At 60.4% G+C, this 13023-nt stretch carries 15 protein-coding genes; all 15 read right to left on the reverse strand.

Annotated elements, in window-relative coordinates; genetic code table 11:
• Window positions 1-105: 105 nt before the first annotated feature.
• Window positions 106-1005: a bifunctional methylenetetrahydrofolate dehydrogenase/methenyltetrahydrofolate cyclohydrolase FolD gene (folD, locus tag J2X76_RS04710; protein WP_310213713.1), complete on the reverse strand. Its 900-nt coding sequence runs from the start codon at window positions 1003-1005 to the stop codon at window positions 106-108.
• Between the two features lie 118 nt (window positions 1006-1123).
• On the reverse strand, window positions 1124-2872 hold the full coding sequence (locus tag J2X76_RS04715) for a hypothetical protein (RefSeq protein WP_310213717.1): 1749 nt from the start codon (window positions 2870-2872) through the stop codon (window positions 1124-1126).
• A 107-nt stretch (window positions 2873-2979) separates the two neighbouring features.
• A complete protein-coding gene (locus tag J2X76_RS04720; RefSeq protein WP_113284050.1) occupies window positions 2980-3624 on the reverse strand; it encodes a hypothetical protein in 645 nt (214 codons plus the stop codon).
• Between the two features lie 177 nt (window positions 3625-3801).
• Window positions 3802-4347: a hypothetical protein gene (locus J2X76_RS04725; protein WP_113129709.1), complete on the reverse strand. Its 546-nt coding sequence runs from the start codon at window positions 4345-4347 to the stop codon at window positions 3802-3804.
• Window positions 4347-4712: a hypothetical protein gene (locus tag J2X76_RS04730; protein WP_113129854.1), complete on the reverse strand. Its 366-nt coding sequence runs from the start codon at window positions 4710-4712 to the stop codon at window positions 4347-4349. Before J2X76_RS04730 ends, J2X76_RS04725 begins: the two co-directional genes overlap by 1 nt.
• A 25-nt stretch (window positions 4713-4737) precedes the next feature.
• Window positions 4738-5289, reverse strand: a complete 552-nt coding sequence (locus J2X76_RS04735; RefSeq protein ID WP_113129708.1) for a rod-binding protein — start codon at window positions 5287-5289, stop codon at window positions 4738-4740.
• Between the two features lie 159 nt (window positions 5290-5448).
• Window positions 5449-5850, reverse strand: a complete 402-nt coding sequence (locus tag J2X76_RS04740; protein ID WP_113129707.1) for a hypothetical protein — start codon at window positions 5848-5850, stop codon at window positions 5449-5451.
• A gap of 9 nt (window positions 5851-5859) precedes the next feature.
• Window positions 5860-6612 carry a flagellar biosynthetic protein FliR gene (gene fliR, locus J2X76_RS04745; RefSeq protein WP_113129706.1) on the reverse strand — a complete coding sequence of 251 codons (753 nt, stop codon included), beginning with the start codon at window positions 6610-6612 and terminating at the stop codon, window positions 5860-5862.
• Between the two features lie 28 nt (window positions 6613-6640).
• On the reverse strand, window positions 6641-8728 hold the full coding sequence (gene flhA / locus J2X76_RS04750) for a flagellar biosynthesis protein FlhA (protein WP_113129705.1): 2088 nt from the start codon (window positions 8726-8728) through the stop codon (window positions 6641-6643).
• A gap of 122 nt (window positions 8729-8850) precedes the next feature.
• Window positions 8851-9117: a flagellar biosynthesis protein FliQ gene (fliQ, locus tag J2X76_RS04755; RefSeq protein WP_007756098.1), complete on the reverse strand. Its 267-nt coding sequence runs from the start codon at window positions 9115-9117 to the stop codon at window positions 8851-8853.
• Between the two features lie 33 nt (window positions 9118-9150).
• A complete protein-coding gene (gene flgD, locus J2X76_RS04760) occupies window positions 9151-9603 on the reverse strand; it encodes a flagellar hook assembly protein FlgD (RefSeq protein WP_113129704.1) in 453 nt (150 codons plus the stop codon).
• On the reverse strand, window positions 9594-10043 hold the full coding sequence (flbT, locus tag J2X76_RS04765; RefSeq protein WP_007756103.1) for a flagellar biosynthesis repressor FlbT: 450 nt from the start codon (window positions 10041-10043) through the stop codon (window positions 9594-9596). Before flbT ends, flgD begins: the two co-directional genes overlap by 10 nt.
• Complete coding sequence (gene flaF, locus J2X76_RS04770; RefSeq protein ID WP_113129703.1) at window positions 10040-10387, reverse strand: flagellar biosynthesis regulator FlaF; 348 nt, start codon at window positions 10385-10387, stop codon at window positions 10040-10042. The genes flbT and flaF overlap by 4 nt, the downstream gene beginning before the upstream one ends.
• Before the next feature lie 35 nt (window positions 10388-10422).
• Window positions 10423-11526: a flagellar hook-associated family protein gene (locus J2X76_RS04775; protein WP_113129702.1), complete on the reverse strand. Its 1104-nt coding sequence runs from the start codon at window positions 11524-11526 to the stop codon at window positions 10423-10425.
• 2 nt (window positions 11527-11528) lie between these two features.
• Window positions 11529-12998 (reverse strand): flagellar hook-associated protein FlgK, encoded by a 1470-nt coding sequence (flgK, locus tag J2X76_RS04780; RefSeq protein ID WP_310213731.1) that lies wholly within the window; start codon window positions 12996-12998, stop codon window positions 11529-11531.
• Window positions 12999-13023: the final 25 nt, after the last annotated feature.

Raw genomic sequence — 13023 nt, forward strand, 5'->3', positions numbered from 1 at the left:
ACCTTGCCGGGAGTTCACAACATGGGAGAGATTTAACGCTCTCGCGGAGGAGTCAACCCCTTCGCAAGCGACTTGGAACAAATGAAAAAATCCGTCCCCGCAAGCTCAGAATCGGGGTGCGGTTTTGCCCGCCCTGCGATAGGCCGCAATCACGGTATTGGCCATCAGCATGGCGATGGTCATCGGGCCGACGCCGCCCGGAACCGGGGTGATGGCGCCGGCGACTTCGGCAGCTTCCGCATAGGCCACGTCGCCGACCAGCCGCGTCTTGCCCTCGCCTTTATCGGGAGCAGCCACGCGGTTGATGCCGACGTCGATCACGGTCGCGCCGGGCTTTACCCAGTCGGCCTTGACCATCTGCGGACGGCCGACGGCGGCAACCAGGATATCGGCATGGCTGCAGACGGATGCGAGGTCCTTCGTCTTCGAATGCGCCATGGTAACCGTCGCATTGGCCGCCAGAAGCAGCAGGCCCATCGGCTTGCCGAACAGGTTGGAGCGGCCGATGACGACGGCGTTGAGACCTGAAAGGTCACGGCCATGTATACGGTTCACCAGCAGCATGGCGCCGGCCGGCGTGCAGGAGATCAGGCCCGTCTCCAGGTCGCCGGTGGCGATCTTGCCGGCATTGACGACATGCAGGCCGTCGACGTCCTTTTCAGGGGAGACCGACAGGATGACCGGTTCGGCATTCAGGTGTTTCGGCAGCGGAAGCTGCACGAGGATGCCGTGGATGGACGCATCGGCGTTGAGCTCGGCCACCAGTTGTTCCAGCTTTTCCTGGCTGGTGTCTTCAGGCAGGCTGTGCTGGATGGAGTTGAAGCCGCACTGCTTGGCCATCTTGCTCTTGGAGTTGACGTAGGCGTGGCTTGCCGGATCGTCGCCGACGATGACCACGGCAAGGCCCGGCTTCACGCCGGCTTCCTTCTCGAGCGAAGCCGAGGCCTCCGTCACGGCGGCGATTACGGACGCTGCCGCCTCTTTCCCGTCAATCACCACAGCCATGCGTACCTCCCGCTTGAAACCGCCACCAATGTATACATGGAGCATATCTGAACTTGCCCGCCAACGCCCTATGCTGGTCGCAGATGGCAAATGCAAGCGGATTCGATGTCGCAGGCTGTTATCCTCGGGAGGCGTTCCGGCGAGCCGAATACACCTGAACCCGCTCACGCAGCTCGGCCATGTCGCGGCGAAGCTCGCGAAGGTCCTCGGCCTTGCGGATTTCTTCCGGCGATGGAGCCGGACGGCGAGGCGCGCCGTAAGAAGGCGCATAGGCTGGCATTTCGGCGAGACGGCCGGCCATGACGGCCGCGACGAGCGGAGGGATTTCAACCTCCTGCGCCGGACGGCGATTGGCCATCAGCACTTCGCGGATGTGATCGGCAAGCGGACGATCATTCGCCGGGGCCGGATGGCGCTGACGAAGGGGCTGTGGCGGCTCGTAGACGGGCTGGTCGTATATGTCTCGATCATCCTCGCCATAAAAATCCTGCTCGTCCAGATGCTCCGCCAGCAAGTCGCGATCGACAATCTGCGCAGCTTCGTCGGAAAAATCCGGCGCATGCGCATTGACCGCGGAGACCTCCGGCCGGCGGCGGGTCAGGAAGGAAAGTGCTACGCCAAGGGAAAATCCGAACAGGGCTCCGATGCCCGAAACTTCGACGAACGAGGGACCAATCGCTGCCGCCGCCGCCGGCGCGGCCGGAACCAGAACGGTCACCTTGGCGGGCGATGCCTTGGCTTCGGAGCCATTGAGCGCGTCGAGGTAGTTGCGCTGTGCCTCATCGACCGCAGCCTCAAGAGCTTTCAGTCGGGCGGCGGAATCGGCAATTTCCTTGTCATCAGGCTTTTTCGCCTGCTTCGCCCTGAGATCGGCCAGATGTTTTGCGGCTGCCGCCTCCTGCTGGCGAAGCGAGGCGCCAAGCTGTTTCAGCGCGTCCTGGATGTCGTTCTTAACGTCCGCCAGCGCCGCCTGCGCGGCGGCCAATCGCGGGTGACGTGGTCCGAGATCGCTCGAAAGCTGATCGACGGCAAGCTTCGCCTCGACATGCCGCTGCCGCTGGTAATCGAGGCCGGTATATTCGAGACTGTCCGGCAGGGGCTTGTTCAGCACATCCGAAAGCTTCATGGCAGATGCCTCGGCCGCTTTCCGCTTCAGCTCGCCGAGCTGCGCCGCAGCCTCGTTTATCTCGGCCGTGAGTTGCTGCCCGTCGTCCCCCGCCCGGCGGAGTTCGGCGAGCTTATGCTCGTCGGTCTCCGCCACGAAGCCGGAAAGGGCGGCTTGCGCATGTTCGAGCGTCTGGCGCAGCTTCTCCACCACAGGTGCGGAGGATTTCGTGCCGGAGAAGGCGATCTCGCTGTGGAACGTGTCGCCGAGCATGTTGGCAATGCGGGCGGCCTCATCCGGCTGCCGTGCAATGACGGAGATCGCAAGCTGGCCGGTTCGGCGATCGTAGCTGGTGGCAATTGCCTTGGAAAGCTCTTCGCGAAGCCGGTTCTCGGCTTCCGTCACGGTCATCGCCTCGCCCGAAACGATGTCGGAGACAATCCTGACGACACTCGGCCGGTCAACGGAAAACTCGCTGTCACGGCCGAGATTGAGCGCATGGACGACATTGTCGAGGCTGGTCTTCGAGCGCAGCGCGGCAACCGCCGTGTTGATCGCGCCCTCACCGGCGGCTTCGATCTTCAGCCGGGTCTCGGCGCTGAATTGATGCGGCGCCGTCTCGACAAACAGCAGCGGCAAAACGGCCCCGATCACCGTAAGGGCGCCGACCTTGAACATCGCGGACCGCAATCCGGCGAACGCGAAACCGTGACCGGCGAGCGGTGCTGCCGGTTCGAGGTTTCGATCGTCTTCGATTTTCACCGACTGATACATGGGATGACCACGCTAATCTGGCGCTGCCGGCATCCCGCGGGCAGCCCTCTGATTAATGCAGTCTAAAATTTCATGGCAAAGAAAGGGTTAACTCGTCAGGCGAAAGACGGCAGCGGCTGCGAGGTTGCCGCGGTGGGCACCGAGCCCGCCGTCCTGCCCTGGATGAAGGCGGAAAGCCCGGATCCGGCCATAACCACCAGTCCGGTGCGCACCGAAGCGAGCCGACGCTCGATCCGACGTTCCTGGGCAATGCTTGCCGCATCGACAATGATGAGGTCGAAACGCCGCGAGATTTCCTGGTCCGGCGCGATCACCACCACCTGATGCCAGGGCGCGTGTCGGGCGAAATGCTCGCGGAGCGCTTCGGCGCGTCCGCCATCTTCGCCGGCTATGCCGATGCGGTGGCTCTTTTCCAGAAAGCTCAGCAGCGCCGGCACGAAGGTTTTGGCGGAGAAGCACACCGGTGCCGGTTTTTCACCGCGCACCTTGCTGAGGACGCGAAACGCGCGACCGCCTCCGGGCAGAAGCATCCTGCGGCCCAACTGGCTGCGATAGGCCGGATCGACCATCTGGCGGAACGCCGTGCGCTCGTCCAGGAAGCCGAGCGTCGTGCGGTTGCCGCGCAAAGCAACCAAGCTTTCCACGAGGCCGAGCGCGGCATTCCATCCGAGATCGCAGACACGCTGCCCGAACAGGGTTCGGGGTGACACGGATGCCAGGAAGTCTCCGGATGCGTTCATCGATGCGCTCCAAGGGGCCTAAAGACCAGTTCTCCCCAAGGCTTAGCAGCGCGCTCTGAAATCGCCTTTAAATCGATCGGTAAAATGCGAGCGATCCCGGTATTTCCGGGGCTTTCGCAACAAAAAGGCCGGCCATCAAGGCCGGCCGGTTTTCATGATTTGAGGTCACGATTGGGGTCAGTGACCCGCAGGGGCCGCTTTCGGATCCTCGATCTTCACGCCCTCGACGATCTTCTTGCCGGGATTCGGGTTCTTGTTGCCGCGCGAGGCATTGTTGCGGATGTCTTCCTTGGAGAGGTAGTCGAGCTGCTCGACCAGAACCTCCGCCACCAGCCCGTCGCCGAGCTTCTTGTTGAAGTCATCCTTGATGCTCGTGCGGAACTTCTCGATATCGAAGGCACCTGGCTTGCTGAGATCGACCATCCGGTTGCCGATCAGCAGCGTGAAAAGCTCGTCGGTCGTCAGTTCCGTGATCGGAAGCTTGGTATTCTTGATCTTTTCCTTGTCCATCATGAATGAGACGCGGCTCAGGAAATAACCGGTAATGGCGCCGTCGGCGATCATCGGAATGGTGATCGATTCCCCGCGCACCAGTTCGAGAAGCTCCTTCCGTCTGGCCGCTTCATCGACCGGCGCGGGTGCGGCGGACATCTGTACGGCGAAATACACCGCGCCCAACGTGACGATGCAGACCCATAGACCTGTGAGAAGGAGCTTGACCATCAGGCCTCGCCGTAGGTGAACTGTTCCTGGGTATAGGTGCCGTCGTCATCGGCGTCGCGGGCGGCGTTCTTCAGGAGATCGGCGACGGCACGGACGGCGTGGAGGTGAGCCTCGACGCGACGGGCGTTGAGGGCCAGCTTGCCCTTCAGACCGTGCATCTGATCGATATGGCCGGTGGCAAGCTGCTTCGGATCGGTGCCGCGGAACAGCATGGTCAATTCATAGAGGCAGCGGCTCTTATGTGCGTTCGACACTTTCAGGTCGAACTCCGGATCGCGGCCGATCCGCTGATTTTCGTTGTCGATTATCATCTCCAGCCGGCCAAGCACGGTCTTGATGCGATAATCATTCGAAACAACTTCCATATTTTCTGCCCCAGTCTGATACATGTCAGGCCTCACTCTTCTTGCCGACGCCGAGAACCTGTCGCTCGAAATCGGTCACCATGCTCATTGCCCGGCTACGGTCGGTCTCGTTGGTGGTCGGATTGACCGTGGCCTGACGCTCCGCACGGGCAAGCGCCTGCGAATACATCTGCTCCGCAATGCCGACGCCGCCCTTCTTCGACATCTCGTCGGCGATCTTTTCGGCCATCATGCTCTTCCAGAATTCACCGGCGGAGCCTTTGCCGTAGACGTCTTCAGTCTCCTTCGGCAGCATCGAATTCACGAAGGTCGAAAGCACGGAGGCTTCGAACTTGCGGTATTCTTCCGGCATCTCGGCGACCTTCTTCGGCGCCTTGGCATGGTCGAGACCCGCCGAAGTGCCGGGCGTGTCGATGATTTTCATGGCGGCACCAAAACCCTTGCCGTTTTCGGCAAGGCTGGTCGCGGCAAAGGCCGCCTTGTTCGCCTTCAGCTTGGCCTGCGCTTCCTGAACGGCAGTCGGGTCCGCAGCGCGGACGACGTCCATGACCAGATCGCTCGGAGGTGAAATCGCCACGTCAGCTCCTTTCATGACTGCTGCGAACCGCATCCTTGAAGGTGCAAGAGCGCAGCATCAGTTTGAAATGGCACATGATCCCGTCCGACCTCGATTCGAGACGGCGATCACTGCAATGACGAGACTATGACGTTCGAAGCTTGCTGGAGGCTGGCCAGTCTATCTGATCTGTTCGAGAGCGAGCGTGATATCGATGAGCTCATAGATCGAGTCGTCGGCTGCTTCGCGGTCCTCGTGATCTCGCGCATCCTTCATGTTCTCTTCCAGGCGATCGGCCTTGGTGCGTTCCTTGAGGACCTTCATTTCCTGGATCTGCTGAACGCCGGCCAGCTGGCGTTCCTTCGTCGTCAGACGACCGAAACGTTCCGAATAATGCTGCGAAAACTGCCGGTGGATCGGGTTCATGGAGCCGATCGCATCGATGACCTCTTCCATCGACTGGTTGACCTCGGCGCGATAGCGGGTGGTGGCCGCAAGCTCGTGTTCGGCCATCGACTCGAGATGCCGCTGGACCGCCACGAGACGCTTGAGCTTGTCCGAGCGCTTGACGGGACCTGCCATGGTCACCTCCTAGAAGGATCTGAAGATCGGCGCGAAACCATCCGCATACTGGCGGATGAAGGCGGCGATCGACAGATAAAGAAGGAAAAGCCCCCCCATCAGCAGGAAGGGCGTCGAGATGAAGAAGATCGGAACCTGCGGCGCCATCTTGTTGATGAGACCGATCGCCACGTTGAACATCAGGCCGAAGATCAGGAACGGACTTGCCAGGCGCAGCATGATGAGGGTCGATGCCCGTAGCGTATCCGTCAGCGTGATGAGGATCTTCTGCGGATCGATCACTGCGCCGACCGGCGTTGCAGCGTAGGAATCGACCAGCGCGCGAAACACGACGTGGTGGAAGTCCATCATGAACAGCAGCAAAAGGCCGCTCAGCGTCAACAGGATGGTCAGCTGGTTTTCCTGGGAGTCTTCGAAAATGTCGTGGCCGCCCGGCGCCGTGAACCCGATGGACATGGTCAGGACCGTGCCGGCGAACTGCATCCCGAGCGTATAGAGCCGGGCGATCAGGCCATAGACCGCGCCGATCAGGGCTTCGGTGAAAATCAGGCCGAGATAGGTTGCGGTCGGCGCCGAGGCTTTCGGATAAATCTGATCCCAGAGAACCGGCAGCACCGCCATGGATATGGCGACCGCCACAAACAGCCGTATCTGAGCCGACACACGGCTGCTTCCCAGGCCCGGCAGAACCATCACGCAAGTGCCCATGCGGCAGAACGCAAGGAAAAGTGCGAGAATGGTCCCCTGCGGGTCGGTAATCATGCGAGAATCGTCCTTTGCGGACAGCCTATCACGAAATGGCGCCGAGTATTTTGATTTCGAGACCCTTGGCGAGTTCTACATGGGAAAGAACCGGCAGGGTCGCGAACAGCCGTTCGATGATCATGCGCACGTAGGAACGTGTTTCCGGCGAGGTGACGAGCACGAACGGCAGCCCGCGGTCCATGAATTCGCGGATGACCTTGGTCGCCTGCTCGCTGAACTCTTCGAGCGTGCGCGGATCGATGTCGAATTCGATGACCTCGCCCTTGCCGTCGCGCTTGAGGGCCTGATGGAACAGCATGTCCCACTTGTTGCCGAGGCGAAGCACGCGCAGCACGCCGTTGTCGGCGAGATCGCCGCACAGCTGCTGCGACATGCGCACGCGCACATGCTCGACGATCTGCTCCGTCTTGCGGACATGCGGGGCCAGCTCGGCCACCGCTTCCAGAATGAGATGCAGGTTGCGGATCGAGACACGCTCGGCAAGCAGGAGCTTGAGCACCGCCTGCAGGCCGGAATAGGACATATGCGACGAGCAGATCTCATCAGCGAGCTTCTTGTATTCCGGATCGAGACGCTCGATCAGGATCTTGACGTCCTTATAGGACAGAAGCTGCGGCAGGTTGTTGCGGATGACTTCCGACAAGTGGGTCAGCACGACCGAGACGTTGTCGATCGGGTGGAAGCCTTCGCGCTTCAAGTCTTCGGCGAAGGTTTCGAGGATCGACACCGCCGGCATGCCGAAAGCGGGTTCGCGGATTTCGTCACCCGGAATGCTCGGCTTGCGGCCGGATCCCGTCACCACGAGAACATCGCCGACGCGCAACGCGTTGGAGGCGATCGTCGTGCCGTGGATACGGATCTGGTAGGACTTTTCCTGGATCGAGATATCGTCGGTGACCTTGATCTCCGGCACCACGAAACCGTATTGCGTGGCGAACTTCTTGCGCATCTTGCCGACGCGGAAGGCCAGCTCCTGGTGGGCACCGAGCAGCCTGGTGGAGACCTGCTTGCCGAGCGCCAGCTCGATTTCGGAGGTCTTGAGGACCGACTTGACCGAGTCCTTTTCCGCTTCCTTGGTCTGGACGACCTTCTGTTCCTCGTCTTCGCGACGAGCCTTGTTCTCAGCCTCGATGCGGCGCGGAACGAGCCAGGCGCCGAAGCCCATCAGGCCGCCGAGCGCCATGAAGGGCAGGAAAGGCAGACCGGGGATGATCGCCAGAAGGGCCATCAGACCGGCCGACATCGAAAGGGCGCGCGGATAGCCGCTGAGCTGATCGACGACGGCCTTGTCGGTGGAGCCGGAGGTGCCGCCGCGGGTGACCAGAAGGCCGGCGGCGAGCGAAACGATGAGCGCCGGGATCTGGGTGACGATACCGTCACCGACCGACAGCTTGACGAACACATCGGCCGCCTCGCCGATCGGCATGCTATGACGGAAATAACCGATGATGATGCCGCCGAAAATGTTAATGGCGGTGATGATGAGGCCGGCGATCGCGTCGCCGCGCACGAATTTCGACGCACCGTCCATGGCCCCGAAAAAGGAGCTTTCTTCTTCCAGCTCGGAGCGGCGGCGCTGTGCCTCCTTCTCGTCGATGATGCCGGCCGAGAGGTCCGCGTCGATCGACATCTGCTTGCCGGGGATGGCATCGAGAGTGAAGCGGGCGCCGACTTCCGCGATACGGGTGGCGCCCTTGGTGATGACGATGAAGTTCACCGTGACGAGGATCATGAAGACGATCACACCGATCACGAAATCGCCGGACATGACGAGGCCGGAGAAGCCCTGAATCACGTTACCGGCTGCGCCATGGCCCTCGTTGCCGTGCGACAGGATCACGCGCGTCGTCGCGATGTTGAGCGACAATCGCACCATGGTGGCGATCAGCAGAATGGTCGGGAAGGACGAGAAGTCCAGCGGCCTCTGGATCCACAGTGCCACCATCAGGATCAGCACCGAGAACGCGATCGAGAAGGCAAGGCCAAGGTCGATCAGGAATGGCGGGATCGGCAGGAAGAGGATGCAGAGGATGGCGACGATGCCGCCCGCAAATCCGAGATCGCGACCGCTCGGAGCTACTTTCGGAATGGATAGTGAAGGTGGTTGCGCCATGACTTTCCCGTCTCTTCATGAGATGGCGGCAGGAAGTACTCCTGCCAGTTCATGTCCTGCCTATAGGGCGAAGCTTGCGCGAAGGTGGGGGAACGAAAAAGAACAGGCGGGCAGCAACCGGGTCAGAACCCCGATTGCACCCGCGAGAATACCAGATTGGCAAAAAGATTGATCTGTCCGCCGATAAACGGCGCGGTAATGCCGATCGTGATCATGATGGCGACGATCTTCGGCACGAAAGTCAGCGTCATCTCCTGGATCTGCGTCAGAGCCTGGAGAAAGGCGATAACGACACCCACGACCATCGCCACAAGGACCGCGGGCCCGGAGGCGATCAGGATCGTCCAGATCGCCGCCTGCATGATATCGAGAGCGTCGGCTTCATTCATTGCGCCGGTTCCGTGTATTTCAAGGTTTCGGCATCATGCCGAGTCGTCTTCGCCTGCAGTCGTTGCCGGAGCCTGATTCGAAAGGATGATACCCGGCTGGATGAGAACCTTATCACCCTTATCGGTGATCGCCACCAGACCGTCGGAATAGATTTCCACCTGTTTGATGAGGCCAGTGGTCTTGTCGTCGGCGCTGGTGATGTACTTGCCGACCATATCGGCGGCCTGCGAGAACGAGGTCGCCTGGATGAGCGACTGCAGGTTCGAGTTCATCTTCACCGACTGTTCGACCTGAGAGAAGGTCGCAAGCTGGGAAATCTGCTGGCTCGCATCCATCGGATCGGTCGGGTCCTGGTACTTCATCTGGGCGATGAGGAGCTGCAGGAAGTTGTCGTAATTCAGTCCTGCGGCCTTCGCGTCGCCCGATGCCGCCTTGCCGTTGCCGGCTGCGTAAGGGTTTTTGGTATTGATCGAGTCTACCGCCACGGTGCGATCTCCTTGCGAATCCGCTCGACGGTTGCCGGCGCGATTTCCCGATTGTTGAGGATGCGGTCTTCAATTGGATAGAGCGCGCGGATTGCCTTCAGAGCGTCAAAGGCGCGGCCCGATGCGACCATGCCGTCGATGCGCTTGAGTTCCGCCAGCATCTCATCGTCGGTGAAGCAGGTCAGCAGCATGGCTACCGATTTGCGGAACAGCGCGTTCGACTGTTCCTTGCCGTCCGGGTTGATAAGCATCATCTGGGCGATGAAGTAGAGCTGCCGAAGCGGCGTAGTCGCATCCTCCGGCTGAAGGACGTGGTTCTCCAGCAGGAACGTGACGTCATTGAGAAATTCCAGCGCGACCTTCCGATCAACGCGCAGGACCGCGCCGTTGATGAATATCCGCTCGCCGGATTTCAAAGAGATGCGAAGCGTACTTTTCATTTAAGTCCATCCCTGATGATGGTGGTCACTTCAATAATGCCCTGGTAGTTCGTCGATTCACGATTTCTGATCTTCTCGCATTCCTTCAATATCCAGATTGCGATCGAGATCAGATCCGCTCGAAGTTCGTTGGCCAGCTCGTTGTCCGGATGTTTCAGATCCTCGACGAAGCGTATCCAGACACGGCGGGTATAGAACAAAGCCTCAACCGTGGTGCGCGTATAGGCGTTCTCATCGCGCGCTGCGATCAGAAGCTCAATAGAGCGATCCAGGGCCTGCCGTTCGCGATCCTTGGCGTTGGCAACGCCGTCCTCCATGATCTCGGCATATGAAAATTGGTACATTCATGTATCCTTCGTCACGAGCCTTCCTTTATTCATCAAAGGAAGTTGGCTAGGCTCAACTGCTGTATCTTCGCCGTTACGGTATATGCGGTCTCGAGAAGCGTCTTCATCGTGTTGAGACGGGTGGCCGCTTCTTCCGGATCGACGTTCTCCATCGATCCGAGACTGGTCTTCAGAATATCTTTCTGCGCCTGCAACCTTTCCTCAGCCTTGGATACGCGTTCGGTATAGATACCGACCGAGGTCCGCTGCTGGTTGATGCTGTTCTCGCTGTTCATCGCCTTGTTGATGACGCTTGTGGTACGTTTGGCCACGGCCGCGCGCGCATCCTTGTCCATCCCGGTCTGCAGGTACTCCATCGAGACGATCGATGCGAAAGCGAAGTTGCGCATGCCCTGGCTGTTGGCGTTGGTCGAGCTTTCGACCACTTCCGTCGGGCTGATACGGCTCTTCATGTTCTCGTCGCTCGCATCCGAGAAGAAGGTCTTCCAGAAGTCCTGGCCTGCAATCGCCGCCGGATGCGGCGGGCTTGTCAGTGGTGCCGAACCATTGAACTTGGCTTCCAGGTCATCCAGGAAGCCGTTCATCTGAGCAGCCGTCATCTGCTCCTTGCTCGGGATCGCATTCACCGAAAGGTAATTCGCGAGTTCGGTGGCGACCGCAGCCTTGGCCGGCGACCCGGGAGCGAAGTAATCGTCCAGCGGCTTCACGTCGGAATTGATGCCGGCAAAGATATATTCGCCTTGCACCGCGGTGTTGGCGAAGTTCGTGAAAGCATCAAGCGCGTCGGACATGGCCAGTCGCGCCGTCGCCAGGCTCGTCTCGTCAGCCGAGCTTCCGAGCGTCAAAATAGCGCTCTGAATCTTCAGGCCCTGCTCGTTCATGCTCTTGAGCGAAAGTTCGGCGGTTTGGAGACGCTGCGTCGCGAGCGAGGCCGTGGTCAAAAGCGAGTCGGTGCGGGTAATGTCGCGGGAAAGATCGATTGCGCGCGACGTATTGGCTCCGAGGGCGACGCCGAGGTCGGCGTGCTTCTGGCTCACCGCCTCCTGGTTCGCCTTCACCATCTCGCGCTGAACGTTCGAGATGGAGTTTCGCATCGTGGTCTGGATCGACAAGGTGGAAATGAAAGAGGTCTTCATGATCAGCTCGCAATATCCAAAAGGGCTTTCATCATATCATCGACCGTCGACATAAGCTTGGCTCCGGCCTTGTAGGACTGCTCGATATCGAGAAGCAGCGACAGTTCCTCGTCGAGGCTGACGCCCGTGTTGCTGGAAAACGCCTCGAGGCTGCGCGACAACATGGCCGTCTTGGTCTCGTCAGCGGCGGTGGCCGTGCTGCGAAGTTCCTCAAGCCAGCCCATGGAATCGGCCGCAAAAGAGAGGACATCCGGCGCATCGGCGATTTCCGTGGCCGAAGCGAAGCCCATCGGGCTGGTCAGGTTTTCATTATACTTGTCGAGGAGGTCCGCATAGCTGCTGCCGCCGGTGTTGACGACGTAGGCCACGCCGTTGATGCCGCCGTCGCGCACCTTGTCGGGCGTGCCGGCAGGCGGAACGACCACCGGGTTGACGAAGATACTCGAAGCGAGGCCGGGAACGATCGTGCCTGCGGCGGGAATGGCCGTCTGCTGTACGCCGGCGCCGTTCTTATATGTGAAAAGACCGGTCATCGGGGTCAGCGCGCCGGTCGGTCCGGTTTCGGCAAACGAAGTGATCAGACCGCGGGCGATTTCGTCGAGCTGGCTCTGGAAGGTCGGCGCGACCTTGTCGCGGATCTGCAAATGCGCCTGGATCGAGCCCTTGGCAGTCGTGTTGCCGGAATCTCCGGCCTTCAGCTGTACTCCGTCGATAAAGACGCCGTTGCCGGTCGTCGACGCGTCAAAGGCGGTGGTCTGCTGGAATGTCACCTTGCGCGGCACCGTCTCGAACAGCGTCGTGCCGTCCGTGGTGTAGAGCACCATGTCGTTGCCGCCGCGCGTATAGGACGTGACGCCGACGATTTCCGAGATCTTCTTGACGAGGCCATCGCGCTCATCGAGAGAGTCGTTCGGATCGGTGCCGGCCGAAACCGCGTTCTTGACCTGGTTGTTGACGGTCTCGAACTTCGCAAGCAGCGCGTTCAGATCGGAGACATTCTGCTTGATCTGATCGTCCGCATCCTTGCGGATCTGCTGAAGCTTGTTGGAAGCGGTGTTGAGGCCGTTCGCAACGTCCCGTGCGCTCGAAATGAAGGAGATGCCGATGCCGGTATCGTTCGCCTTTCCGGCGAAGGCGTCGAGGTTGTTGCGGAAGGCCGCAATCAGCTTGGCGGGGGAGAGCTCGTTGTCGTTCCCCCCCATCAGGTTCTTGATCTCTGTGAGGCCGTCCAGCACCGTCCGCTGGCCGCTTGCGATAGACGAGCTTGCGATCGTCTGGCGCAGGAGCGGTTCGTTCTGCGAGCGTCCGATGTCGCCGATCACGGCCCCGTTGCCGCCGGTCACGACCAATGCGGATCGGCGGCTGTAATCGGGGTTCTGTGCATTAGCGATGTTCTTCGCCGTGACCGCCGACTGGGTGCCGGAGTTGGTGAAGATCGACTGTGCCGTAGACAATGCTGATGCGAGCGACATTTTTTACTAACCTCTTGAGACTTAT

The organism is Neorhizobium sp. 2083 (assembly GCF_031455615.1).
Lineage (GTDB): Bacteria > Pseudomonadota > Alphaproteobacteria > Rhizobiales > Rhizobiaceae > Neorhizobium.

Excerpts from the sequence above, each read along its gene's own strand:
- fliQ (WP_007756098.1), bottom strand. The coding sequence starts at position 9,117 with ATGAATGAAGCCGACGCTCTCGATATCATGCAGGCGGCGATCTGGACG.
- flaF (WP_113129703.1), bottom strand. The coding sequence starts at position 10,387 with ATGTACCAATTTTCATATGCCGAGATCATGGAGGACGGCGTTGCCAAC.
- J2X76_RS04740 (WP_113129707.1), bottom strand. The coding sequence starts at position 5,850 with ATGGCAGGTCCCGTCAAGCGCTCGGACAAGCTCAAGCGTCTCGTGGCG.
- J2X76_RS04720 (WP_113284050.1), bottom strand. The coding sequence starts at position 3,624 with ATGAACGCATCCGGAGACTTCCTGGCATCCGTGTCACCCCGAACCCTG.
- folD (WP_310213713.1), bottom strand. The coding sequence starts at position 1,005 with ATGGCTGTGGTGATTGACGGGAAAGAGGCGGCAGCGTCCGTAATCGCC.
- J2X76_RS04725 (WP_113129709.1), bottom strand. The coding sequence starts at position 4,347 with ATGGTCAAGCTCCTTCTCACAGGTCTATGGGTCTGCATCGTCACGTTG.
- J2X76_RS04775 (WP_113129702.1), bottom strand. The coding sequence starts at position 11,526 with ATGAAGACCTCTTTCATTTCCACCTTGTCGATCCAGACCACGATGCGA.
- flhA (WP_113129705.1), bottom strand. The coding sequence starts at position 8,728 with ATGGCGCAACCACCTTCACTATCCATTCCGAAAGTAGCTCCGAGCGGT.
- flgK (WP_310213731.1), bottom strand. The coding sequence starts at position 12,998 with ATGTCGCTCGCATCAGCATTGTCTACGGCACAGTCGATCTTCACCAAC.
- J2X76_RS04730 (WP_113129854.1), bottom strand. The coding sequence starts at position 4,712 with ATGGAAGTTGTTTCGAATGATTATCGCATCAAGACCGTGCTTGGCCGG.
- fliR (WP_113129706.1), bottom strand. The coding sequence starts at position 6,612 with ATGATTACCGACCCGCAGGGGACCATTCTCGCACTTTTCCTTGCGTTC.
- flbT (WP_007756103.1), bottom strand. The coding sequence starts at position 10,043 with ATGAAAAGTACGCTTCGCATCTCTTTGAAATCCGGCGAGCGGATATTC.